27 protein-coding genes are annotated in these 23,587 nt (G+C 42.3%); 11 read left to right on the forward strand and 16 right to left on the reverse strand.

The window, feature by feature from the left end; translation table 11 throughout:
* The first annotated feature begins 120 nt into the window (after positions 1 to 120).
* Complete coding sequence (locus CVS81_RS04865) at positions 121 to 1,686, forward strand: flavocytochrome c (RefSeq protein WP_103635905.1); 1,566 nt, start codon at positions 121 to 123, stop codon at positions 1,684 to 1,686.
* Positions 1,687 to 1,713: 27 nt separating this feature from the next.
* Here the strand turns inward: CVS81_RS04865 and CVS81_RS04870 are convergent, their stop codons facing one another.
* Together CVS81_RS04870 and CVS81_RS04875 are read right to left on the reverse strand one after the other, a co-directional pair.
* A complete protein-coding gene (locus tag CVS81_RS04870) occupies positions 1,714 to 1,947 on the reverse strand; it encodes a replication/maintenance protein RepL (RefSeq protein WP_103609522.1) in 234 nt (77 codons plus the stop codon).
* Positions 1,938 to 2,303: a diacylglycerol kinase gene (locus tag CVS81_RS04875; protein WP_107965267.1), complete on the reverse strand. Its 366-nt coding sequence runs from the start codon at positions 2,301 to 2,303 to the stop codon at positions 1,938 to 1,940. The genes CVS81_RS04870 and CVS81_RS04875 overlap by 10 nt, the downstream gene beginning before the upstream one ends.
* Before the next feature lie 53 nt (positions 2,304 to 2,356).
* On the opposite strand from CVS81_RS04875, the gene CVS81_RS04880 reads away from it, so the two are divergent.
* On the forward strand, positions 2,357 to 3,115 hold the full coding sequence (locus tag CVS81_RS04880) for an exodeoxyribonuclease III (protein WP_107965268.1): 759 nt from the start codon (positions 2,357 to 2,359) through the stop codon (positions 3,113 to 3,115).
* On the opposite strand, the gene CVS81_RS04885 is transcribed toward CVS81_RS04880, so the two are convergent.
* The gene (locus CVS81_RS04885; protein WP_107965269.1) at positions 3,112 to 3,669 is read right to left on the reverse strand and encodes a manganese efflux pump MntP family protein; all 558 of its coding nucleotides are present in this window, start codon (positions 3,667 to 3,669) and stop codon (positions 3,112 to 3,114) included. The genes CVS81_RS04880 and CVS81_RS04885 overlap by 4 nt on opposite strands.
* 106 nt (positions 3,670 to 3,775) lie before the next feature.
* On the opposite strand from CVS81_RS04885, the gene CVS81_RS04890 reads away from it, so the two are divergent.
* Positions 3,776 to 4,525: a DUF4197 domain-containing protein gene (locus CVS81_RS04890; RefSeq protein ID WP_107965270.1), complete on the forward strand. Its 750-nt coding sequence runs from the start codon at positions 3,776 to 3,778 to the stop codon at positions 4,523 to 4,525.
* On the forward strand, positions 4,522 to 5,400 hold the full coding sequence (locus tag CVS81_RS04895; RefSeq protein ID WP_107965271.1) for a DMT family transporter: 879 nt from the start codon (positions 4,522 to 4,524) through the stop codon (positions 5,398 to 5,400). Before CVS81_RS04890 ends, CVS81_RS04895 begins: the two co-directional genes overlap by 4 nt.
* Here the strand turns inward: CVS81_RS04895 and CVS81_RS04900 are convergent.
* On the reverse strand, positions 5,397 to 6,122 hold the full coding sequence (locus CVS81_RS04900; protein WP_107965272.1) for a class I SAM-dependent methyltransferase: 726 nt from the start codon (positions 6,120 to 6,122) through the stop codon (positions 5,397 to 5,399). The genes CVS81_RS04895 and CVS81_RS04900 overlap by 4 nt on opposite strands.
* 46 nt (positions 6,123 to 6,168) lie before the next feature.
* On the opposite strand from CVS81_RS04900, the gene CVS81_RS04905 reads away from it, so the two are divergent.
* A complete protein-coding gene (locus CVS81_RS04905; protein WP_107965273.1) occupies positions 6,169 to 6,561 on the forward strand; it encodes an acyl-CoA thioesterase in 393 nt (130 codons plus the stop codon).
* Here CVS81_RS04905 and CVS81_RS04910 read toward each other — a convergent pair.
* Positions 6,552 to 6,911, reverse strand: a complete 360-nt coding sequence (locus CVS81_RS04910; protein ID WP_107848258.1) for a Fur family transcriptional regulator — start codon at positions 6,909 to 6,911, stop codon at positions 6,552 to 6,554. The genes CVS81_RS04905 and CVS81_RS04910 overlap by 10 nt on opposite strands.
* A 145-nt stretch (positions 6,912 to 7,056) precedes the next feature.
* Here CVS81_RS04910 and CVS81_RS04915 point away from each other — a divergent pair, with 145 nt between their 5' ends.
* The 4 genes from CVS81_RS04915 to CVS81_RS04930 are packed head-to-tail and all read left to right on the forward strand — an operon-like array spanning position 7,057 to position 11,056.
* Complete coding sequence (locus CVS81_RS04915) at positions 7,057 to 7,965, forward strand: metal ABC transporter solute-binding protein, Zn/Mn family (protein ID WP_107965274.1); 909 nt, start codon at positions 7,057 to 7,059, stop codon at positions 7,963 to 7,965.
* Between the two features lie 2 nt (positions 7,966 to 7,967).
* Positions 7,968 to 9,461, forward strand: a complete 1,494-nt coding sequence (locus tag CVS81_RS04920) for a nickel/cobalt transporter (protein ID WP_107965275.1) — start codon at positions 7,968 to 7,970, stop codon at positions 9,459 to 9,461.
* On the forward strand, positions 9,458 to 10,240 hold the full coding sequence (locus CVS81_RS04925; RefSeq protein WP_107965276.1) for a metal ABC transporter ATP-binding protein: 783 nt from the start codon (positions 9,458 to 9,460) through the stop codon (positions 10,238 to 10,240). Before CVS81_RS04920 ends, CVS81_RS04925 begins: the two co-directional genes overlap by 4 nt.
* Positions 10,241 to 10,249: 9 nt before the next feature.
* Positions 10,250 to 11,056, forward strand: coding sequence for a metal ABC transporter permease (locus CVS81_RS04930; RefSeq protein ID WP_107965277.1), 807 nt, complete (start codon positions 10,250 to 10,252; stop codon positions 11,054 to 11,056).
* On the opposite strand, the gene CVS81_RS04935 is transcribed toward CVS81_RS04930, so the two are convergent.
* The 11 genes from CVS81_RS04935 to tig are packed head-to-tail and all read right to left on the reverse strand — an operon-like array spanning position 11,037 to position 20,453.
* Complete coding sequence (locus CVS81_RS04935; protein WP_107965278.1) at positions 11,037 to 12,368, reverse strand: MATE family efflux transporter; 1,332 nt, start codon at positions 12,366 to 12,368, stop codon at positions 11,037 to 11,039. The genes CVS81_RS04930 and CVS81_RS04935 overlap by 20 nt on opposite strands.
* 12 nt (positions 12,369 to 12,380) lie before the next feature.
* Positions 12,381 to 12,593 (reverse strand): hypothetical protein, encoded by a 213-nt coding sequence (locus CVS81_RS09860; protein ID WP_199907155.1) that lies wholly within the window; start codon positions 12,591 to 12,593, stop codon positions 12,381 to 12,383.
* Positions 12,545 to 12,760, reverse strand: a complete 216-nt coding sequence (locus CVS81_RS09865) for a VOC family protein (RefSeq protein ID WP_199907156.1) — start codon at positions 12,758 to 12,760, stop codon at positions 12,545 to 12,547. The genes CVS81_RS09860 and CVS81_RS09865 overlap by 49 nt, the downstream gene beginning before the upstream one ends.
* Positions 12,761 to 12,774: 14 nt before the next feature.
* Positions 12,775 to 13,500 (reverse strand): TerC family protein, encoded by a 726-nt coding sequence (locus tag CVS81_RS04945; RefSeq protein WP_107965279.1) that lies wholly within the window; start codon positions 13,498 to 13,500, stop codon positions 12,775 to 12,777.
* The gene (gene purN / locus CVS81_RS04950; RefSeq protein WP_009295075.1) at positions 13,493 to 14,080 is read right to left on the reverse strand and encodes a phosphoribosylglycinamide formyltransferase; all 588 of its coding nucleotides are present in this window, start codon (positions 14,078 to 14,080) and stop codon (positions 13,493 to 13,495) included. Before purN ends, CVS81_RS04945 begins: the two co-directional genes overlap by 8 nt.
* Positions 14,062 to 15,465, reverse strand: coding sequence for an NAD(P)H-hydrate dehydratase (locus tag CVS81_RS04955; protein WP_107965280.1), 1,404 nt, complete (start codon positions 15,463 to 15,465; stop codon positions 14,062 to 14,064). The genes purN and CVS81_RS04955 overlap by 19 nt, the downstream gene beginning before the upstream one ends.
* Before the next feature lies 1 nt (position 15,466).
* On the reverse strand, positions 15,467 to 16,972 hold the full coding sequence (locus CVS81_RS04960) for a YifB family Mg chelatase-like AAA ATPase (protein WP_107965281.1): 1,506 nt from the start codon (positions 16,970 to 16,972) through the stop codon (positions 15,467 to 15,469).
* A complete protein-coding gene (gene def, locus CVS81_RS04965) occupies positions 16,969 to 17,487 on the reverse strand; it encodes a peptide deformylase (RefSeq protein WP_012001014.1) in 519 nt (172 codons plus the stop codon). The genes CVS81_RS04960 and def overlap by 4 nt, the downstream gene beginning before the upstream one ends.
* Before the next feature lies 1 nt (position 17,488).
* Positions 17,489 to 18,523: a GGDEF domain-containing protein gene (locus tag CVS81_RS04970; RefSeq protein WP_107965282.1), complete on the reverse strand. Its 1,035-nt coding sequence runs from the start codon at positions 18,521 to 18,523 to the stop codon at positions 17,489 to 17,491.
* A gap of 8 nt (positions 18,524 to 18,531) precedes the next feature.
* Positions 18,532 to 19,122 carry an ATP-dependent Clp endopeptidase proteolytic subunit ClpP gene (gene clpP, locus CVS81_RS04975; RefSeq protein ID WP_004317374.1) on the reverse strand — a complete coding sequence of 197 codons (591 nt, stop codon included), beginning with the start codon at positions 19,120 to 19,122 and terminating at the stop codon, positions 18,532 to 18,534.
* Positions 19,122 to 20,453 carry a trigger factor gene (gene tig, locus CVS81_RS04980; protein WP_107965283.1) on the reverse strand — a complete coding sequence of 444 codons (1,332 nt, stop codon included), beginning with the start codon at positions 20,451 to 20,453 and terminating at the stop codon, positions 19,122 to 19,124. Before tig ends, clpP begins: the two co-directional genes overlap by 1 nt.
* Positions 20,454 to 20,590: 137 nt before the next feature.
* Between tig and folE the strand changes: the two genes are divergently transcribed.
* Together folE and fliI are read left to right on the forward strand one after the other, a co-directional pair.
* Positions 20,591 to 21,163, forward strand: a complete 573-nt coding sequence (gene folE, locus CVS81_RS04985) for a GTP cyclohydrolase I FolE (RefSeq protein WP_021088841.1) — start codon at positions 20,591 to 20,593, stop codon at positions 21,161 to 21,163.
* Positions 21,160 to 22,467, forward strand: a complete 1,308-nt coding sequence (gene fliI / locus CVS81_RS04990; protein ID WP_103580368.1) for a flagellar protein export ATPase FliI — start codon at positions 21,160 to 21,162, stop codon at positions 22,465 to 22,467. The genes folE and fliI overlap by 4 nt, the downstream gene beginning before the upstream one ends.
* Positions 22,468 to 23,587 lie beyond the last annotated feature (1,120 nt).

Here is a 23,587-nt window from a genome sequence, read left to right on the forward strand (position 1 = left end):
CAAACTACGCTCTAATCGCATTTAGCTTTAATAAAGTTTAATTTAAAAAACTAATTAGACTATTTTAATAAAAAAGTCGTATAATCTAGTTAGTGAATATCTTACTTCAAAGGAGAGAGCATGAAAAATTCAGGTTTATCTAGAAGAGATTTTGTGAAATTTAGCGCTATCGGAGCCACGGCACTTGGCATGGGCGCTACAAATTTAATGGCCAGCGCGATGAACGAAAAAGATGTCAAATGGGACGAGGAGTATGACGTAGTCATCATCGGCTCAGGCTTTGCAGCTCTTGCTGCTGGTGTCACATCAGCCAAAAAAGGCAACAAAGTCGTTTTGATCGAAAAGATGGGCCGCACAGGTGGCAACTCTGTCATCAATGGCGGAATTTTTGCCGTTCCAAATAGCGACATGCAAAAGAAAGCTGGCATCAAAGATAGCACCGAACTATTTATCAAAGACTGCTTGAAAGCAGGCCGCGGCATCAACCACGTTGATCTTTTGGCAAAGATCGGCGAGAGAGCGCAAGATGCATACAAGCTCACACTTGATTGTGGTGCAAAATATATCGATCAGATCACTCACGCAGGTGGTCACTCAGTGCCAAGAAGCCTTCAAACAGAGGTCGGCAGCGGCGCTGGCATCGTGCTCCCTATGACTGCGACATTTGAAAAATTAGAAGGCGCGTCGATCAAAAAAAGGACAAAATTTGATGATTTCGTCTTTGACGACAAGGGCGCAGTTGTGGGCGTCATCGTCAGAGAAAACTACAAATTTGATGGCAATTTGATGAGTGACGATGTCGAAAACAAAGGCGGCGATACAAAATATATAAAAGCTAAAAAAGGCGTCGTACTAGCAGCTGGTGGCTTTTGTAGGGATAAAATTTTTAGACGCCTTCAAGATCCAAGGATCACACCTGAGACAGACTCGACAAACCAACCAGGCTCAACAGCAGGCGCGCTTCTAGCAGCATTTAGAGCGGGCGCTTATCCAGTTCAGCCAAGCTGGATCCAGTATGGACCTTGGGGATGTGCCGATGAGACAGGCTTTGGCGTGGGATCGATGTTTAACGTAAATGGCTCTTTTCCGTTTGGAATTTCAGTCAATCCAAGAACTGGCAAACGCTACATGAACGAGCTAGCTGACCGCAGGACAAGAACTGAAGCGATGTTTAAAGTCATTCATGAAAAAGGCGAAGACGATAAAAACTTCCCTATCAACTTCTGCGACTCAAGAGCCCTTCCTCACATGCTTCCAGCTCACTATGAAAAGGCTATCGCAGCTGGAATTTGCAAGAAATTTGACACACTTGATGCTTTGGCGGCTGAGTATAAGATCCCAGTTGATGAGCTCAAAAAAACAGTCGCAAGATACAACGAATTTGTTAAAAAAGGCGTTGATGAGGACTTTGGCAAGCCAGTTGTTGAGACTACGACAAAGGGCATTGATATCTCAGTTCCGCCGTTTTACGCAGAGCGTGGCACGCCAAAAGTTCACCACACAATGGGCGGCCTAAATATCAACACAAAAGCTCAAGTCATGAACTCTCAAACAGCTATGCCTATACCAAATTTATATGCAGCTGGCGAGATCACTGGTGGCGTTCACGGAGCCAGCCGTCTAGGATCAGTGGCTATAACTGATTGCTTGACATTTGGTATGATCGCTGCTGAGACTATCGGCTAGAAAGAGGTGGCAGGCACTTGCTTGCCACTATAAATTTTTAAATCTATAAACCCCGTTTTTTACTCGCTCAAAAATTTTCCTCTCTTCAAGCAGCTTAAACGTGCTTATCACGGTTGGTTTGCTTACATTTAGCTTTTCGCAAATGTCTGAAATTTTAAGCATGATAAAGCCATTTTCATCGCTCAGCTCGCAAAGTAAATTTATGATCTCTACCTTTTTCTCGCCAAGAAGCGCCTTGTAAATTTCTTTTTCTAGCCCCAAATTTTATATCCTATCGCTACGCACCAAAGCGAGCCACATAAGAAATTTGCGATCATCACGGCCGCACTTCCAGCGTCCTTTGCTGCCTTTGCTAGGGCGTGATAGTCTGGGCTTGCAAGATCAGTCACTCGCTCTAGACCTGAGTTTAAGCACTCGCAAACTAGCACAAATGCCATGCTAAAGATCAAAAATAGATTAAAAATAAGGTCAAATTTCCAAAAAAATAGCGAGATCGTAGCTATCAAAAATATGCAAATTTCTATGCGAAAGCTCTTTTCGTTTTTAAAAATTTCAGCCAAACCCTCTCTTGCGTAGCCAAAATTTTTAAAAAATTTATACTCTGGCTGGTTTCTCATAACTTTCCTTTTTGTGATTTTTGGCATAATTATAATTAAAAAAAGGATGAAATTTGAAACTTATTAGCTGGAACGTAAATGGGCTGCGCGCAGTCGTGGCAAAAGACGGCTTTGGCTGGCTTGATGAGGTTAGGCCTGATTTTTTGGGACTGCAAGAGATCAAGGTAAAAGAAGATGATGTGCCAAAAGAAATTTACAACCTTGGCTTTAAAGATATCAGTGTAAATTCAGGCGCAAGGGCTGGCTACTCTGGCGTGATGAGCCTTGCTAAATTTGACGTGCAAACGCAAAAATCGGCCTTTTTTGACGACACGGAGGGGCGAGTTTTGGAGCATAGATTTGATGATATCGTGCTTTTTAACATCTACTTTCCAAACGGGCAAAAGGACGACGAGAGGCTGGCATTCAAAATGGACTTTTACGAGAAATTTCTAGCTTACTGCAAAGAGCTTGTAAAAAGCGGCAAAGAGGTGATATTTTGTGGCGACGTAAATACCGCTCACCGCGAGATCGATCTTAAAAATCCAAAGGCAAATGCCAAAACTTCTGGCTTTTTGCCTATCGAGCGCGCGTGGATAGATGAGGTGCTAAAAAGTGGCTTTATAGATACCTTTAGAGCCGTAAATGGCGACATTGCAGACGCTTACTCGTGGTGGAGCTACCGCTTTAACGCAAGGGCGAAAAATGTCGGCTGGAGGATTGATTATTTCTTCATTTCACAAGGGCTAAAAAATAGGCTAAAAGACGCATTTATCCTGCCAGAGATCACCGGTAGCGACCACTGCCCAGTTGGCATAGAGATAGAAATTTAGAGCACGCCCTCTTCTAGCAGGTGGGTGATTAGGATTTTAAAGCCTAGAAATATAAGTATCGCGCCACCTAAAAAAAGCGCCTTTTTCTCTAAAATTTCACCCATAAATTTACCGATGTAAAAGGCGGCTAGGCTTAGCACAAAGCAGACTACGCCGATGATGAGCGCACTTTTAAATATACTAACTGCTTCAAAGCTAAGCGTGACACCAACGGCGAGTGCGTCGATACTCGTGGCAAATGCACCCACAAAAATGGTCTTAATATCCATACTTAATGACTCGCCAGCTTCGTTGCTACAGGCCTCTTTTAGCATTTTAAAGCCAAGAAAATAAAGTATTAAAAATGCGATGAAGTGATCAATGGAGCTTATAAATTTAGCAAAGCTAATGCCTAGAAAATAGCCAAGAAGTGGCATGAGAAACTGAAAAAAGCCAAGCATAAAAGCGATAAATAAAATTTTGCCAAAGCCAAGACTTTTATGCCTTGCTCCGTTTGCCATATTTAGAGCTGCGCTATCCATGCTAAGAGCGAAGCTAAGAAGTAAAAGCTGCATAAATTCCCCTCAAAAGGGTGAATTTTAGTGCAAAAATATTAAATTTATTTTAAGCGTTTAGATATTTTTTGTATGATTTTGCTTTAAATTTAAAAAAGGAGAGAAGATGAAGAGATCTCTTGTTATACTTTGTGGTGCGATTGCTTTAAATTTACAAGCCGCAAGCATGGATGATATGATAAATAAAGGTGTGAAAATCGCCACTCACGCATCAAGCGGTGACTATAAAAGCTTGGTTAGCGAGGCACTAAATGCCGCTGTGAGCGAGCTTTCAAAAGAGGGCTTTATAAACAACGCCACAGCTAAAATCCCACTCCCAAAAAGCCTTGAAATGGCGTCAAATTTAGCCAAAAAAGTGGGCGGCGAGAAGTGGGCGCAAGACCTTAGCAAGTCAATAAACAACGCCGCAACTACGGCTGTGCCAAAGGCTGCTGAAATTTTTAGCGAGAGCATAAAAAATATGAGTGAGGCTGACGTGAAAAAGCTCTTTAATGGCGGCAGCGACAGCGTTACGAAGTATTTACAACAAAGCTCCAGCCAAAAGCTAAAGGCAGCATTTACGCCGATAATTGAGAAAATGATGAGCGATAATAGCTTTGCGACTGCCTATAATGGGCTAAATTCTTTCATCGGCGGCTCAGTAAAAAACAACGAAACGATAAAATCAGTAAAGAGCCTAGCTAAAAATTTAGGCGCAAGCGAGTATGTGCCAGATGAAGGCGAAGACCTAAACGCTTATATCACGAGAAAGACGCTAGATGGGCTATTTAACGTGATGAGCGAGAAGGAAAAGGGGCTAAGAAGCGGCTTTAGCCTAGATAGCGGCAAAAAGGTGCTAGACTCGATCTTTAAATGAGAAATTTAAGCGCTCAAAACAGAGCCGACATCGCTCTTATCGTAGTTGCCATCGTTTGGGGCGCTACGTTTTTACCTATGGCAAACGCGCTAAAGACAAATGGCGTCTTTGTCATGCTCTTTTGCCGGTTTTTTCTCTCGGCTATCTTTATGGGCTTTGTCGCGCTTAAATTTGCTAAGAAATTTGACAAAAAGAGCGTCATCTATGGCGTTATTCTTGGCGCGGTGCTCTTTTTGTCATTTGCCACGCAAACTTACGCTCTAAAGCTTACTTTTAGCTCGAGCGTCGCCTTTATTACGGGACTTGAGTGCGTGATAGTCCCTTTTATGGCGGCTATCTTTTTTAAAAATAAGATAAGCATTTTTGACATTTTTGGTGCTATCATCGCTATTTTTGGGCTTTGGCTATTAAGTGGCGCCACGCTAGCACTTGGGAGTGGCGAGGCATTAGCGCTTGTTTGCGCGATATTTTATGCGCTTTATACTACGCTAAATGGCCACTTTGTAAGAAAGAGCGAGCTTTATTTGCTTGTCTTTGTGGTCTTTTTCACAAATGCCCTGCTTTCGCTTGTTTTCTCGCTTTTTCAGGGCAGTATCGTGCCAAAATTTGATAGGGAATTTTTCATAGCGATATTTATCACGACGGTGATTGGCACTATATTTTGCTACTTTGTGCAAACTATCGCTCAAAGATACACGACCGCTAGCAAGGCGGCCTTGTTTTTTTGCTTGGAGCCAGTCTCTGCTGGGCTAATAGGCTACTTTTTTGCTGGCGAGATACTTAGTATCTGGCAAATTTTTGGAGCCATGCTCATCATCTTTGGCGTCATTTTTAGCGAATTTGGCAAGCAAATTTGCTCTAAATTTAAGCTCTAAAAGAGAAAAAGCTTCATTTGTGAGTCTATTTTCTCATCTATAAACTTGCCCTCAAACCTCTCTTTTAACATCGCTAAAACCGTCTTTTCATCGTAGTTTTTAGCTCCGTTTATCTCAAGGTGCCAGCAGATATTTTCAGCTGCTTCTTGCACGCTTCGTCTAGCGATCCTAGTTTCGTTTAAAATTTCACTTTTGTAATCGATGCCTTGCTCATTTAGCCACGCTTCAAGCCTATCTACTACGTTTTTTTGAGAGAGCACGCGGCCAAATTTTTCAAAAAATGGCTCAAGCAGATCAGAGCTTCTAGGCTTGTCCCAGCCAAGATAGAGCTTTTGCTTGGCGCAGTTTTGAAATTTAGCAAAATCTTCATCGCTCGCAATGGCCGGGCTCATCGTGCAAATGGCGATATCAAAGTGTCTAAAGGGCTTAAATTCTCTCCACGAGCAAACCTCGCTGGTTAAATTTGTCACGCCAAATCTCTTTGCGTCCTCGTTTAAAATTTCTATCATCTTTTCTGAGCTATCGATGCCTGTTATATGCTTAGCCGTTTTTGATAAAAATATGCTCCAAACGCCCGTACCACAGCCGATATCAAGGATATCTTTGCCGCTAAAATCAACTCCCCAAGCTAAGGCTTTGCCATAAATTTGCTGCTGGATAGTGCTGATCTTGCCGTCAAATCTTTGGTAGTTTGACGCCTTTTTATCCCATAAATTTTGCATTTTAGCTCCTCATTTTTGGTTATAATTTTAGCAAAAAAGGTCAAAAATGAGAGATTTTATATATCACGTCACCATCCCGCCACAAGCCATCGACATGCATGGCCACATGAACAATGTCTATTATTTCACGCTTATGCAAGAGGCCGCATTTGCCCACTCTGCCGCTGTTGGCGACACGGTCGAGGCGCAGTATAAAAGGGGAGAAATTTGGCTCATTAGAAAAAATGAAGCAAAATATATAAAAAGCTCAAAGCTGATGGACAAGATAGAAATTCACACCTACACGCAGACCGAGGGCAAGGCGACATCTTGCAGATATTTTGAGTTTAAAAAAGATGGCGAGCTAATAGCAACTGGCAAGACAGAGTTTGTCTATATCGATCTAAAGACAAACCGCCCAAAAGCGATCCCAGCTGAGATCATCGCGCTTTACTCGTGATCACACTCGTCGCAAACGCCTTTTATCACGGCGCTTTTTATATTTTTAGCGACGCTTAGGTGTGGCATGTCGATATTTGTCACCTTGTGGCAGATGTCGCAGATGAAGTAGGCTTTTGCTTCATTTGCCAGCTCGTAGTAGCTCTTGTGGTTGTTTTCGGTTTTTATAACGAGATTTTCTTTTTCAAAAATTTCCATACTTCTATAAAAGGTCGTCTTGTTTGCGTCAAGGCTCTCTAAAATTTCATCGTAGCTTAGCGGCGTCTTGGTGTTTTGCAAAATTTCAACAAGTTTTATGCGAAGCGTCGTGGCCTTGATATTGTGCTCTTCTAAGAAATTTCTCGCGTTCATCTTTGCCCTTTTCATTTTTCGTATATTAACGCTAAAAGATTTAAACTATATTTAAAAGAAAAGGCTAAATTTAGGCATTTGCTTTTTAAGTTGCAACCAAGTTGCATTTTGCTAAACTTCGCAATTATTTTTTAAAGGAGAGATAATGAGAAAAATTATCGTTTTTTTAGCTGTTTGTGCTTTGTCTCTTTTTGCAAAGCCGGTTGTGACTACTAGCATACTGCCAACGAAATTTTTTGTCGAGCAGATCGCTGGAGATACGCTAGATGTAAATGCGATGGTTGGCAAAGGCGCTGACCCACACACCTATGAGCCAAAACCAAAGCAGATGAAGGAGCTTGAAAAGAGCGAGCTTTACTTTGCTATCGGCATCGAGTTTGAGGACGCGTGGCTTGATCGCTTCTCAAAGACATTTAAAAATTTACGCATCGTAAAGACGCAAGAGGGCATCGAAAAGATCGCTATGAGCGAGGAGCATGAACATGAAGAGCACCACGAGCACAAGCACGAGGGTGAGCATAAGCATGAGCACCATGACCACGAGGGCGAGCACCATCACCACCACCATGACGGTCTTGACCCACACATCTGGCTCGACCCTATCTTGGTAAAAACTCAAGCTGATAACATAGCAAAGGCGCTAATAGAGAAATTCCCTCAAAATGCAAAGCTTTATGAGGAGAATTTGGCTAAATTTAAAGCTAGCCTTGACGAGCTTGATAACTTTATCAAAAACGAGCTAAAAGATGTCAAAACTCGTGAATTTATCGTATATCACCCATCTTGGGGCTACTTTGCAAAGCGCTATAACTTAGAGCAAATAGCTATCGAGATAGAGGGCAAAGAGCCAAAGCCAGCTGAGCTAAAAGAGCTTATAGAAGAAGCCAAAGAGCACGGTGTAAAGGTCATTTTCGTAGCTCCACAATTCCCAACAAAGGCTGCAAATTTGATCGCAAAAGAGACTGGCTCAAAGGTCGTCATGATAGATCAGTTGCCTGAAAACTGGCTAGCCGAGATGAAAAAAACGGCTGAAATTTTCGCAAAAAGTCTATAAAAATGTTAGCACGCCTGATCGTCATTTGCCTACTAGCGATAAATGCTTTCGGGTGTGCTCTATGCTCGCTTTATAGCCCAACAGCTCACGTTAGCGCGAAATTTGTCGCACACGAAAATAACATCACGCAGATAGCCTTTACTTGGACCTTTTCGCAAAATTTCTCAGATCTTATGAAGCAAAATTTTGACCTAAATCAAGATGAAAAGATAGATGAAAAAGAGCTTAGAAAGATCCGCTTAAATTTGCTAGACTACCTCGTGCCAAGGCACTATTTGACGGACATTGAGTATTATTACAAGGATGAAAACGCCACTAAAATAGAGCCAAATTTAAATAATTACAAGCTCTATTTTGACGAGGGCAGGCTTAAATTTGACGTTAGTTTTAAGACAAATTTAGTGATCGCTGACGGACTTGTCGTGTCGGTTGATATGGAGGACAAAGAGGGCTATTTTAACTTCAAATTTACGCAAAATAACGCATTTTTGGTGGGTAAAAGCTTCTGGGCGATACCAAATTCAAACTCAAATTTGATATTTTTTACATTTTCAAGCAAAGAAGCAGCCAAAGCTCACAACGAGAAGCCAGCGCTTAAAGAGCTACTAAAAGAGCCAGTAGTAGGCGCGAGCGATGAGAATTTAAGCCAGATAGATAAGATCGATGAGGCTAAATTTGACATCGTCTCAAAAACTAGCCTAAGCTTGCTTGATAGGCTAAAGCAAATTTTAAGAAGCGTGGATTACAAAAGTCCGCTTGCGCTGCTATTTTTGGCATTTATCTCATTTGGCTATGGCTTCTTGCACGCTGCTGGAGCAGGCCACGGCAAGGTACTAACAAGCTCATATTTTGCCGCAACTGGTGGCAGCTACAAAAGGGCGTTTTTATTTGCCTTAAAGATCGGCTTTTTGCACGTTGTGGGCGCATTTGTCTTTGTCTTTGCTAGCTTTTTACTGCTTCGTGAAGTAAGCAGCGACCTCACAAGAGACACCGCTAGCATAACGACTGCGTTTTCTGGCGTCGTGATCTTTTTTGTGGCGATTTTTATGCTCGTTAAAAAGATCAAATTTTATCTTTCAAACAAAAATGAGACTAAATTTTATATTTTTAGATCAAATCTAAGCCAAAATTTGAGTAAAAATACAAAATTTAAAAGCGAATGTGGCTGTCAAATTTGCTCAACTAAAAAGCCAAAGAGCAAAGAGGAGTGGCTAGTAGCGGCTGCTGCGGCTCTTGTGCCCTGTCCAGGCACGATCTTAGTCTTTGTGCTGGCAAATGAGATAGGTAGCTACTTTGCAGGCGTGATAAGTGGCCTGTTTATGGCGCTTGGCATGAGTGTGGTGATATTTGTAGCGGCAGTTTTTGGCTCAAAGATCAGCACGAACATTAAGCTAAAAAAGCTTAAAATCTACGCTGAATTTGCAGCCCTTGGCATCATGCTTTGGCTTGGACTTTTCATTTTTGTCACGACATTTACGCAAAAGAGTCTGTTTTGAAAGATATTATAAAAATTAGAAATTTAAACTTTAGCTACGATAAACAAGTCGTTTTAGAGGATATTAACTTAGAGTATAGTAGCGATGAGTTTTTAGCGATAATCGGTCCAAATGGCGGGGGCAAAAGCACGCTTTTAAAGCTCATTTTGGGACTGCTTAAGCCTCAAAGTGGCGAGATAAAACTCTTTGGTAAAGAGCCAAGCGAGGTTAGTAAATTTATAGGCTACGTGCCACAAAATTTTTTATCAAATCAAAGCTTTCCGATGATGGTTTTAGAAGTCGTCTTAATGGGGCTAATCGATAAAAAAATCTTTGGCTTTTACTCAAAAGATGAAAAAGCCTTAGCGCTAAGTGCCCTTGAGAAGGTCGGTATGAGGGAGTTTGCAAGCGCGAGGATCGGCGAGCTAAGTGGCGGTCAAAGGCAGCGCGTCTATATCGCTAGAGCGCTTTGCGCAAATGCAAAAGTGCTCATCCTGGATGAGCCAACAGCCAGCATCGACACAAAAGGGCAGGCTGAAATTTATGAAATTTTAAAGGGCATAAACGCAAATGGCGTGGGCGTGGTTTTAGTCAGTCACGACCTAAATATCGTGCTAAATTATGCTACAAAGATCGCTTACGTGAGTAAAAATTTACACATTCATAAAACCCATGAAAACCTTGCAAAGAGGGAATTTATCGAGCATCTAGCTAGAACGCACAGCCATTTTTGTGATGTCGAGATCGCACTTGGCGAGTGCGGTTGTGAAAAAACAAAGAGCAATGTTTTTAAATTTTAAAGAGAGAAAATGAGTGAAATTTTAGAGTTAAATTTTATGCAAAATGCCTTTATTGCGGGCATTTTAGTAAGCATAATATGCGGCATGATAGGCTCGCTTGTCGTGATAAATAAGATGACTTTCATCGCTGGAGGCATCGCACACGGCGCGTATGGCGGCATAGGGCTTGCATTTTTCTTCTCACTCGAGCCGCTTTTTGGTGCGAGCATATTTTCACTATTTTTAGCACTCATCATCGCCACGATCACGCTAAAAGATAAGACAAACATCGACTCCGTAATAGGCGCTATTTGGGCGATTGGCATGGCCATTGGTATCATTTTCATCGACCTCACACCTGGCTATAACGCTGATCTTATGAGCTATCTTTTTGGCTCGATCCTTGCAGTTAGCGGCACAGATATCGCGTTTATGAGCGCTTTAGACCTCTTGTTTTTGGCTCTCATCGCGCTTTTTTACCGCCAGTTTGTGGCGATCAGCTTTGATGCGGAGTTTGCAAAACTTCGCGGGGTAAATACCACTTTTTTTCACTATCTGCTAGTTTGCATGATGGCGCTTTGCGTGGTGGCTACGATACGCGTCGTGGGGCTAATACTTGTCATCGCGCTACTTACCATACCGCCATATATTGCGCAAATTTTTGCCAAAAGACTGGGACTAATGATGCTAATCTCAACCATTTTTTCTATCATTTTTTGCTTTAGTGGCCTTGTGATCAGTTTTTATTTCAACCTCACAGGCGGAGCTAGCATCATCTTAGTCGCCTCACTTTGCTTTTTTGCGTTTAGCTTTAAATTTAAAAGCTTGCGCTCGTAGCTCTTTTTAACCTAAAAAGCGTCCAAGCCAAAAAGCAAATCGCCGTAAAATAGACGCTAAAAAATAGCGCTAGCCACATAAATTTGATCTCAAGTCCTAGCCAAAAGACTACCACGTAAAAGAGTGAGCATTGAAGCAAGAGCTGTCTAAAGCCATTTAGCAAAAAGATCGCCACTGGGCGTTTTATAGCCTGTAGCGTGCTGCCTGAGATGTTGATCGTGCCGTAAGCCATGTAGGCAAGTGAGTTGATGCCAAGGTAGAGCTTTGCCACTTCTAGCACGGCTGGCGTGCTGTCAAAGAGCTTGATCGCGCTCTCGCCAAAAAGCCTGATAAAGATGTAGGCAAAGACGCAGTAGATGAGCAAAAAAAGAAGCGATAGTTTGTAGCACTGCATCGCTCTTTGAAAGCTCTTAGCGCCGTAATTTCTTGAGATGATGCTAAGCACTCCTGCTGCCATGCCGATGGTTGGAAGCACTAAAATTTGCTCGATCCTTAAGGCTATGCCATAACCTGCCACTGCATTTACGCCGTAAAAGCTTACAAATTTTAAAAGCACAAGCGAGCCAAGCGACATTGAGAGGTAGTTTAGACAAGCTGGCAAGGCTTGCTTTAGTATCTTTGCCCAGACGGCGAAATTTGGCACGAAGTAGCCTAAATTTCTAGGCTCTATCATCTTGCTTTTTCTAACTTTAAAAAAGAGATAGATCATGCCCAAAAACTGCGCGCTAGCCGTTGCTAGAGCAAGACCCTTTACGCCAAGAGCAAAGATAAAAGCAAAAAGATAGCAAAAAAATGCGTTGATAAAAAGGCCACAAAATAGCCAGTTGCGGTAGCTTTTAGTATCGCCAAGTGCGACCAGTATGCCATTAAGCGATTTTATAAGCAAGAAAAATGGAGCTGCAAGAAAGATGACGCCAGCATAGTCAAGTGCTTCATTGATGTAGTGATGATCAGCTCCTAAAAGCACTAGTAAATTTGGCGCTAGCAAATAGCCACAAAGCCCCATAAATAGGGCAAAAAGAAGCACAAAAACGATGCCATTTGCCGCATAAAGTTTAGCCATTTTTGGTTTGTTTGCACCTAGGCTGTTGCCTATTAGCGCGGTGAGTGCTGAGCCAAAGCCAAGTCCGATGCCAACGACACTTAGATAGAGCAAAAAGCTCATCGCCATGCCAGCAACTGCAAGGGTAGAAATTTTAGCGGCGAAAAATGTGCCAGTGACGTTGTAAAGTGTGTTAAACATCATGCCCACGCCAGCTGGCAGCGAGAGCGAGATGATTAGTTTATTTAGCGGGTCTTTTAGTAGGTCCAAATTATCTTCTTGCTAAATTTCATCTGGGCTAAGTTCTATCAAATTTCCATCAAAGTCGTAAATATATAAACTCTTCATTGCTCCAAGTGCTCCGTTTCGCCTAGCGACGCTAAGCTTGATCCCTGCGTCTTTTGCAAGAAGCTCTGAGCGCACGTCTTCTATGTTGTCTTCAACTATTAAACATATATCAGCGCTACCCTTTGTTGGATGCTTTGCCGAAGACAAAACTCGCCCTCAAACCTATGTAAATTTATCTTTTGTGAGCCAAAATTTAGGCTAATGTGACCGTCCTTCTTGGCTGGTCGCATGCCTAAAATGTCGCAGTAAAATTTAAGTGCCTTTTTAACGTCGCTTACGACTATAACGATGTGATCTAAATTTTTTATCTGCATTTTGGCTCACATTTTTATTTTTGATCTCTTGATGCCCTTTTTCTAGCGTAGATATTTAGGCACTCAACCGCTAGCGAGAAGCCCATCGCAAAGTAGATGTAGGCTTTTGGCACATGCACGCCAAAGCCATCAAGCACGAGCGCAAAGCCAACAAGCACCAAGAATGCAAGTGCGAGCATTTTTATGGTTGGGTTGTTATCGACAAATTCTGAGATCGCCTTTGAGGCAAACATCATCACGCCAACCGCGATGATGACGGCAAGTATCATGATATCGATGTGCTGAGCCATGCCAACTGCGGTGATAACGCTATCAAGCGAAAAGACTATGTCTAAAATGCCTATCTCAAGGATAGTCGCAAAAAATCCTGGATGAGACTTGCTCTCGTGAGCCTCCTCGTGCTTGCCAGTGACGTTTGCGTGGATCTCCATTGATGATTTTACTATCAAAAATAGACCGCCTATTATGAGCACTAGATCGCGTCCAGTGATGCTAAGCTCGCCTATGCTAAAGAGCGGCTTTGTAAGCTTCATGATCCAAAACAGCGAAAGTAGCAGGATGATCCTAGTGATCATCGCAAAGCCAAGCCCTAAAATGCGGCCCTTGCCCCTTTGCTCTGGCGGTAATTTGCCTACTAAAATAGCGATAAATATGATGTTATCTATGCCTAAAACTATCTCCAAGCCAGTTAGCGTAAGTAGCGATATCCACGCCTCTGGCGAACTCAACCATTCAAACATTTACTTCCTTTGTTAAAATTTTTATTATGCTCTCAGGCAAAATTTCATGCTCTATGGCGTGAATTTTAGCCTCCCACTCATCTAAACTCATGCCATCCTCTCGCTCAAATGCCCTTTGCGCGATCAGTTTGCCCCCGTCAAGCTCCTCGCTCACGTAGTGCACGCTCACACCGCCTATCATCATGTCGCTCTCAAAGCTCTCCTTTATCGCATGCGCGCCCTTAAAAAGTGGCAGGATAGATGGGTGAAGGTTTATGGCTTTTATCTGCGCCGTAAAAACTGGCGTTAGTATCCTCATGAAGCCTGCAAGTACCGTTAGATCAGCCCCGCTTTTTAAAATTTGCTCCACCAAAACAGCGTCAAATTCCTCACGATTTTTAAATTTAGCACTCTCTATGACGAGCGTTTCAAGTCCAAATTTCTTAGCTCGCTCGATGCCAAATGCACCTGGCTTGTTGCAGATGCAAAGGCAAACTTCGATCTTTACGCCGTTAAAAATTTGATTATGAACTTTTTTAAGTATCGCTTCTAAATTTGAGCCACTGCCGCTAAAAAGCACGGCTATCTTTTTCGTAAGCATTTTACTCCTTTGATGATGTCTGTTGGCTCCAGCGCGTAGCTGTTTTTGTCAAAATTTCTAAGACTAAGCGCATGAGCTAAAGTGGCTGAGATGGCAGCATTTAGCGGCTCATAGCCTTGAGCCAAAAGTGCTAGCACAAGACCGCTTAGCACGTCGCCGCTACCGCCTTTTGCAAGCGTGTTTTTGCCATAAGGCATGACGTAAATTTGCCCATCTTTGGCGATTATGGTGTTTGCTCCTTTTAGCACAAGCACAGCCTTAAATTTCTCGCTCCAAGCCTTAGCGTAAGCGTATCTGTTTTCTTGCAAAGTTTGCACATCTATATCGGCTATTTTGCAAATTTTTAAAAGTGAGCAAAACTCCTTTGGATGAGGTGTCAAGACGCAGTTCTCTCTTAGCAGCTCAAACACTTTTGGGCTGTAAAAGATATCAGCGTCAAGAACAAGCTTTTTGCCCTTTAAAATTTGCACCTCAAGCTCTTCTACGCCCTTTTTGCCAAGCCCCATGCCAATGGCTCCAGCGTTCATTTTTTCGCTTATCTTACTAGTTTGCATGATATGTGTTGGTAAATTTAAACCCTGCTCGCCTATCACGCTAACTAGCCCAGCCCCAAAGGCAAATGCCGCCTTGGCGCAAAGCTTGCTAGCCCCTATGTGCTCGCCAGATATGATAAATGCGTGGCCAAAGTCGCCCTTATTTACGCACTGATTTTTTCTATTTGGAAGCATGAGATCACTTTTTTCAAGCAAATGATAGTCGCTCTCGCACTCGTAGTTTTGAGCGCTTATGCCAAGAGTAGCGAGCTTTATCTTGCCCACGTAGTCCTTTGCCGCGTCACTATAAAGAGCTAGCTTTCTAGCTCCCATAGTGATGGTGGCGTCTGCTTTTACGCAAGCGCCAAGCACCTTGCCCTCGCTACTTAGCCCGCTTGGCACGTCGCAAGAGATGATGTAAGCAGGGCTAGCGTTTATTTTTGAGATTAATTCTATGTGCTTTTCGTCTAAATTTCTATTTAGCCCTGAGCCAAAAAGGCCGTCTATGACGCACTTTGCGCTATTTAAGCTATTTTCTGCGTCTTTGCTCTCTCGCACGCCAGCAAATTTAGCCCTTTCAAGCTGTTTGGTGGCTAGTGGCTTTAAATTTATACTAGCTAGGATAAATTCACACTCATACTCGCCCTCTAGCATCCTTAAAGCACAAAGCACGTCAGCGCCGTTGTTTCCACCACCGCAAATGCCAAGCACCCTCTTGCCTTTTTTAAATTTCTTACGGATGAAATTTGCTATGGCTGCGGCTGCATTTTCCATCAAAAGCTCTTCGCTAAGGTCAAATTTCTCGCTTGCTCGCTCGTCTAAAACTCTCGTGTCTAAATATAAATTTTTCATTTTATGCCCTAAAACTAAGCGCCTCTAGGATGTGGGGCTTTAAAATTTGCTCGCTCTCATCAAGATCGGCGATGCTTCTAGCCACTCTAAGCGTCCTTTTTATGCCCCTTTGAGAGAGGTTATACTTTGTGGCGGCCTTTTGTAAAATTTCACTCGCCTCGGCGTTTAACGTGCAAAATTTAGCCACCTGCGCGTCATTTAGCTTGCCATTTAGCTCATCTTGACCCCGCCTTTTTTGAAAGATAAAGGCTTTTAAAACCATCTCGCTCATCTGCTGTGAGCTCAAACTAGCCTTGTCATCTGGCGAGCTCTCATCCATCGCGACTTTTAGATCGATGCGGTCAAGCACTGGGGCTGAAATTTTAGCTTTGTAGTTTTTTATCTCATTTTCGCTGCATTTGCAGTTTAGGTTGCGTGAGAATAAATTTCCACAAGGGCAGGGATTTTGAGCGGCCACGAAGATAAATTTAGTCTCATAAGTTACTTTTGAATTTACCCTTGCGATGTGGATTTGATTGTCCTCAAGTGGCTCTCTGAGGCTTTCTATCACCTGTTTAGCAAAGTGTGGGAACTCATCAAAAAATAGCACTCCGCCATTTGCAAGTGCGATTTCGCCGATCTTTGCGACGTTTGAGCCTCCTCCAAAGATCGAGCTTTTTGTCGAGGTGTGGTGCGGCGAGCGAAAGGCTCTAGTGCTTGTAAATTCGCTATCTTGCAGATTTAGCGAGCGGTAGGCGGCGGACTTTAGTACCTCTTCTAGGCTTTGTGGCGCCATGATATAGACGAGGCGTTTTGCGCACATGCTCTTGCCACTGCCTGGACTACCTTCAAATAAGATATTGTGCATGCCAACGGCTGCGATGACGCAGGCTCTTTTGGCTCTATCTTGACCTAAAACGTCCTTAAAATCAAGCTCGTAATTTAAATTTGGAACGTATCTTTTGCCAGAAATTTCTATCACATTTGAAAATAGCTCATGCATGGCGCTAAAATGCGTGCTTTTAGCAAATTCTGCGTCGCTAAAAAACTTTATCGCCTCCTCTAGTGTGCTAACGCCATAAACCTCTAAATTTGGGATCATCGAGGCTTTAGCGGCTATCTCACTTGGCACTAAAATTTTTGCCTTTTGCACCTGCGTGCTTAAAAAAAGTAGGATCGAAAACAAATTTGCCGTGCTTTTTACACTGCCATCAAGTCCAAGCTCGCCAAAAACAAAAATTTTCTCCAAACTTTTTGCCTTTTGAAGGGCGATTAAAAGGGCGATGCTTAGATCAAAATGCGAGCCACTTTTTGGCAGGTCTGAGGGGGATAAATTTATGGTTATTTTTTGCGCTGGAAAGGCAAAGTCAAGCGCTAAAAGTGCCGCTTTTACGCGCTCCGTACTCTCTTTGATGCTAGTGCTTGCAAGGCCCACGATGCTAAAGCCAGGAAGCCCACGAGAAAAGATCGACTCAACATCAATGATCTTTAGTCCGTCGCCGTAAGTAGCACATTTTAGGGACTTCATGATGTCTTTTCTTTTTTCTGCTTTTTGTATTCCTTGTCGAATTTTTTGCGTTTGTTAAAGCCTATTTTTTCTATAAAAAGATGTCCGTCTAAATGGTCATTTTCATGCTGGATAGCGATCGCTAGTAGCCCATCAGTTTTTAAGGTCTGCTCTTTGCCAAAGCGGTCTTGAAATTTGATAGCAACTACCTCACTTCGTTTAACGTCCTCGTAGTAGCCAGGCACGCTAAGGCAGCCCTCTTGATAGACGCACTCGCCCTCACGTAGCTCAAATTTTGGGTTTATGATTTCGATTAAATTTTCTTTATCTTGCACGCCCTCTTCGTTGGCTAAATTTATGATGAAAATTCTCTTTGCAACGCCTATTTGTATGGCTGCAAGACCGATGCCTTCTTTTGCGATCATCGTCTCATACATATCATCAAGAAGTTTGTGAAGCTTCTCATCGAAAACCTCAACCTCTTTTGAAATTTCATAAAGTTTTTTATTTGGATAGGATAAAACTTCTAGGATCAAACTAATTCTCTGCTTTCTCGTCTAAAAATAGCGGCTCATTTAGGTCTTGGTTGGTCTCTAGCTTGTCAAGCGCGTGAGAGACCAGCTCTTCGGTGCTCTTTGTCTTTGAGATCATGCTTGAGACGATCTGCACGTCTAGTTTGCACTCTTCGTTGTCGATCTTCCAAGGCATAGATGAGAGCATGTTTAAAATTCTCGCGCACGCTTGCTTTGTGCCATTTTCATCGGTGTATTTCATCACCATAGCAAAGCAGCCATCGCCGTAGTGTGCGACTATATCGCTCCTACGTGAAGTTCTTAAAAGAAGTTGCGACATACTTTTAAGCATATTATTCCGCTCTTTTAAATTTTTAACTCGTTTTGCAAATTTATCTTTTATCTTAACTAGCAAAAATGAGGCATTATAGCCGTAGCGCCTAACAGACTCGATCTCGCTGCTTATGGTCGCCACTAGAAATTTCTTGTTATAGACCTCGTATGTTGTGTCGTAGATCGACTGCTCTTCGATCGCCTTAAACATCTTGCCGACCTCTTCGTAGCTCATCTTGATGACGTCAAGGTGCTTGTCCATGAGATCGTTTAGCTTGATGAGGTCTTGGTTAAAGGCGCTTAAGACATTTTGCAGTGCAAGGACGTTTGTGTTGTTTTTAAGCCCATCCATACGCTTTTGCACTAGGCCTCTCATAACGCCTAAATTTTTATAGATGAGCACGACTGCTTGAAGCATGCTCTTTATCTGGATAAAACCTTGTTTTACCTCTTTTTCGATAGAGATGTTGCCATTTGTCGGCACTGAGCTTTCAGAATTTGCCACGATGATATCGCCGATCTCTTTTCTAAACTCATCTGACTGCCCATCAAGCATCTTTTCAAAGTAGATAGAGTAGTTTGTCGGCGTAGATGGGACGTTGTCGTCGCTTAGTTCGTGCAAAACGTCCTCTGAAAATTTATAGATATTTACCTTTTCTTTTTTGACAGCCGGTTTTGCTTCGGCTGCTTTTCTTTTTGGATCTGGTGCGTTATCTATCTTTATCACTTTGGGCCTTATTTAAAACTTTTCTCCAAAATTTTATCGACAAGTCCGTATTCTTTAGCTTCAGCTGAGCTCATAAAGAAGTCGCGCTCAGTATCTTTTACGATCTTGCTTAGTTTTTGGCCTGTATTTTTTGCCAAAATTCCATTTAAAATTTCTTTTAAACGCAAAATTTCACGAGCTTGTATCTCGATATCAGTCGCTTGTCCTCTAGCACCGCCAAGTGGTTGGTGTATCATGATGCGAGAATTTGGCAGCGCATATCTCTTGCCGGGTGCGCCACAGCTTAGTAAAAATGCGCCCATACTAGCAGCCTGACCGATGCAGATAGTGCAAACATCTGGCTTTATGTAGTTCATCGTGTCATAGATGCTAAAGCCACTTGTTATCACGCCGCCTGGCGAGTTTATATAAAGGTAGATATCTTTATCTGGATCTTCAGCCTCTAAAAATAGCAGCTGAGCGACGATAGAAGCAGCCATGCCGTCCTCTATCTCGCCACTTAGCATAACGATCCTGTCTTTTAAAAGACGGGAGTATATATCATAGCTTCGCTCACCTCTACTAGTTCTTTCAACTACGACAGGAACGTAATAACTCATTACTCAGCCTTCTCTTTTTTGCTTGCTTTTTTCTCGTCTTTTTCTTTGTTGAAAAGCTCGCTAAATAGCTTCTCTTCGATCATCGACATCTTTATAGCTGGAAGCATGCCCTGGTTGCGGTACATCTCAAGGTGTGCTTTTGGATCTTGGCCGCTTCTATACGCCTCAAAATAGATCGCTTGAACGACCTCTTGATCGCTCACTTTCACGCCTCTTACGCGAGCTAGCTCATCGATGATGAAAGTTAGGCGAACGCTATTTTCAGCGTCTTTTCTATACTCGTCACGTTTTTTAGCTAGAGCGTCTTTGTCCTCTCTAAATTTCTTCATATCATCTGGAGTAAATGAGCTCCATGCGTTTCTAAACTGCATATCGATCTCTTGCTCGACGATGTTTTTTGGCACGTCAAATTTAAATTTCTCAACCGCAGCTTCAGCAAATTTTGGTTTTAGCTCTTCGTTTATAAGTTTATAAATTTTCTCTTGGCGAATTTGCTCTTTTATGCGCTCTTCAAGTAGCTCTTCAGTTGGTTTTTCTTCATTTGGAAGGACCATTTTTAGCATCTCTTCGTCTAGTTTTTCAGGGATCTTTCTCTCTTGAATTTCATGAAGTTTGACTTTAAAAACAGCGTCTTTGCCAGCTAAATGTGCAGCGCCATAGTTTTCTGGGAATTTAACCTCGATATCTTTTTCGCCGCCAGCTTTTATGCCTACCATGCCATCTTCAAAGCCTGGGATGAATTGATTTGAGCCGATCTCAAGCACGTAGTTTTCAGCCTTGCCACCTTCAAATGCAACGCCATCAACAAAGCCCTCAAAGTCAAATTTAGCAAAATCGCCAACTTTTAGACCTCTTTTGCTCTCTACTTTTTCAAGTGGAGCTATCATTTTTAAAAGTTCAGCTTTTTTCTCATCGATATCTTTTTTCAAAACGCGTGGGTTTGAAAACTCAGGTATCAAGCTCTCATAGCCGCTCACATCGACACTTGGCTTAAATGAAACTGTTAGCTCAACGTCGATCTTGTCATCTTTTCTATCAAATTTTGAAACGATAGGCTCGCCGATAAGGTCGTCATTTTTCTTGCCTGCTTTTTTGATAGCCTCTTCGACTACATCTCTTAAGACATCTTGCTCAGCGTCGTTTGTTAGCTCTTTCTCGTAGCGTTTTAGCACGACAGCGACTGGCACATGGCCTTGTCTAAAGCCATCTACTTTCATAGTTTTTGCTGCTTTTTTTGCTAGTTTTTCTACGCTAGACTTTATAGCATCTGCACTTATAGTTGTGCTTGCTAGGGTATTTACGCTATCTAGAGCTTTGGTTTTGATTTCCATCGAATTCCTTTATGAATACAAATTTTTAGCCCAAAATATAGCAGAATTTTCCTTATTTCATTGTAAATTTGTAAATTTTTATAGATATAAAAGGCGTTTTAACGTAGAATTTGGCGATAAAATTATGGAGAAAATTTATGCAAGAGAGTTTTGAAAATTCAGTTAAAAATATGCTAACTATCATCGGCGAAGATCCAAACAGAGAGGGACTTGTTAAAACTCCTGAGCGCGTTTATAAAGCTTTTAAATTTCTAACTAGCGGATATGATCAAGACCCAAAAGAAGTCCTTGGTGACGCGCTATTTACCAGCTCAAATAACGAAATGGTTTTAATGCGAAACATCGAGTTTTACAGCCTTTGTGAGCACCATTTGTTGCCTATTATCGGCCGCGTGCATGTGGCATACATCCCAAATGGCAAGGTTGTTGGTCTTAGTAAAATTCCACGCATGGTAAATATCTACGCCAGACGCTTGCAAATTCAAGAGCAGATGACAGAGCAGATCGCAAAGGCACTTGAGGACGTTATCGCTCCAAAAGGCGTTGGAGTAGTCGTCGAGGCTAGGCATATGTGCGTTGAGATGAGGGGTGTGGAGAAGATAAACTCGACTACTACAACCTCTGCACTTAGAGGCTGCTTTATCAAAAACGCAGACACAAGGCGAGAGTTTTTCTCGCTGATAAATTCGCCTAGGGAAACGCATTTTTGAGTTTAGAGCGTATAAATTCAAGGCTTAAAGAGGGCATGAAGCTCTCAAATACCTTCGGCGTCATCACAAAGATCACAGCTACTACGATAGAGATCACCGGACTTCGCCCAAGTATCGGCGACATCGTGCGCATAGTAGCAAAAGACAAGAGCAAAAATGGCCTTGGCATGGTCACTCAGATAAAGACAGATGGCGCTTATATCAGCCCATTTGGCTTTGTCGAGGGCTTTAGGATAGGCGACTTTGTCTATGAGAGTGATCAGGGCATGAGCATACCAGTGGGGCCAAATTTACTTGGTCGCGTGGTTGATCCATTTATGAAGCCAATTGACGGCAAAGGGGCGATCGATACAACTGAATATATGCCGATCATGAGAGCGCCGATAGATGCGATGAAAAGGGGACTTATAAACGAGCCTTTTAGCGTTGGGATAAAGACGATAGATGGGCTACTTACTTGCGGTAAAGGGCAAAAGTTGGGGATTTTTGCAGGTTCAGGTGTGGGCAAATCAACCCTCATGGGCATGATCGTAAAAAATACGCTAGCTCCCATAAAAGTAGTCGCGCTAATAGGCGAGCGTGGCCGTGAGGTGCCTGAATTTATCGAAAAAAACCTAGGTGGCGACCTAGAGGGCACGGTCATCATCGTAGCGACCAGTGACGATAGCTCGCTCATGCGAAAATACGGCGCATTTTGTGCGATGAGCGTGGCTGAATACTTCAAACAGCAGGGCAACGACGTGCTTTTTATCATGGATAGCGTGACGCGTTTTGCGATGGCGCAGCGTGAGATCGGCCTTGCGCTTGGCGAGCCACCGACCTCAAAGGGCTATCCGCCAAGCTCGCTCACACTCTTGCCACAGCTAATGGAGCGCGCCGGCAAAGAGGAGGGCAAGGGCAGTATCACGGCGTTTTTCACCGTGCTAGTCGAGGGCGATGATATGAGCGACCCGATAGCCGACCAAAGCCGCTCTATCCTAGACGGCCACATCGTGCTAAGCCGCGAGCTAACGGACTTTGGCATCTACCCACCTATCAATATCCAAAACTCGGCCTCGCGTGTCATGGGCGACGTGATCGGCAAAGAACACAAGCTAAATGCGATGAAATTTAAGCGCCTCTACTCGCTTTTAAAAGAAAATGAGGTCCTACTTCGCATCGGCGCATATCAAAAGGGTAGCGACAAGGAGCTTGACCTTGCGATCTCGAAGAAAGAATTTATGGAGAGCTTCTTAAAACAAAGCTCAGAAGAGGCCTTTGCGCTTGAAGAGGTCGAAGAGCTGCTTGATAAGATCAATCAGTAAATTTCTCTATAAATTTGACTACTAAAATTTCATAGCCTTTTAAATTTATTATTAAAAAGACCGGTAAATTTTGCATTTTTTGGTGCGAAAAGTGATGTTATAAAAGTCGCGGAAGCGTGTTTGAAATTTACTGGGTTTTTTGGGGTTAAATTTCGTGAAGTGGGCGACTTTTGTGTTAGAAAAAAAGATAAAACGTTATAAAAAGCAGTCACGCCCACGCTTCACACGGCGGATAAAATTTAAAATTTTTGGCTTTTTAATAAAAAATGCGGTAGTAAATTTGAAGTGGCGAGCTAAATTTACATTAGGCGGTTGCGAGTGGGATTTGTCTTGCTTGTGGTTTTTGCAAATTTGCATAGATAAAAACAAAATTTAATGCAAAAACATACGCAACTAGAGATATGTGCTTTGCACGCTTGATGTTTAAGGCATAGTGGATAAATAAAAATTACCATTTTGCAAAGGCTAGGGTAGTAAATTTATGCTAGTGCCTATAAGTTGGCATCTGCCAAGCTGTAGTTTTGAGTTTAAATTTAATAAAAAAACAAAATTTCACACTTAGATCAGCAATCGTCGATAATATAAAAAGTCCGCAATAGATAAAACAGCTTATGTAAAAATTTATCCGCCTAAACGGGAGTTGCAGAGCGGATAAATTTCAAAATTTAAAGCAAGTGAGCGAGTTAAATTTATGCAAAAAGCCTATGGGTGAGTGTCTATCCTATCGTAGCTTTTGCCAAAATTTAATTGTAAAAATTCTAGTTTAGTTTTGGCAAGTACCGATGTTTTAGACTTTGTCTTGTGATGCAAAGCGTATATTTAAAAAAGCGTAAGAGAATTACGCCAAAGATCAAATTTGTTTCGCATTTTCTATAAATTTTAGTGGTAGGCTTCTTGTAAATTTAATAGATAAAAGCAAATTTTGATATCCGCATTTTGTCTTTGTGGTGACGTAAAACCTGCAAGATACTTTAAAAATCTAAGAGCAAAATTTATCTTTCATTCTCATCAAAGCTCGAATTTAGCCCACTTTCCCTATCGCTTTTAGGGGCATGCTCCGTATAAAATAAAATTTCACACTCTCGGCAATCATCTGCACTTCTTATCACCAAAGTTTAAA

This window comes from Campylobacter concisus (assembly GCF_003049065.1).
GTDB lineage: Bacteria > Campylobacterota > Campylobacteria > Campylobacterales > Campylobacteraceae > Campylobacter_A > Campylobacter_A concisus_BE.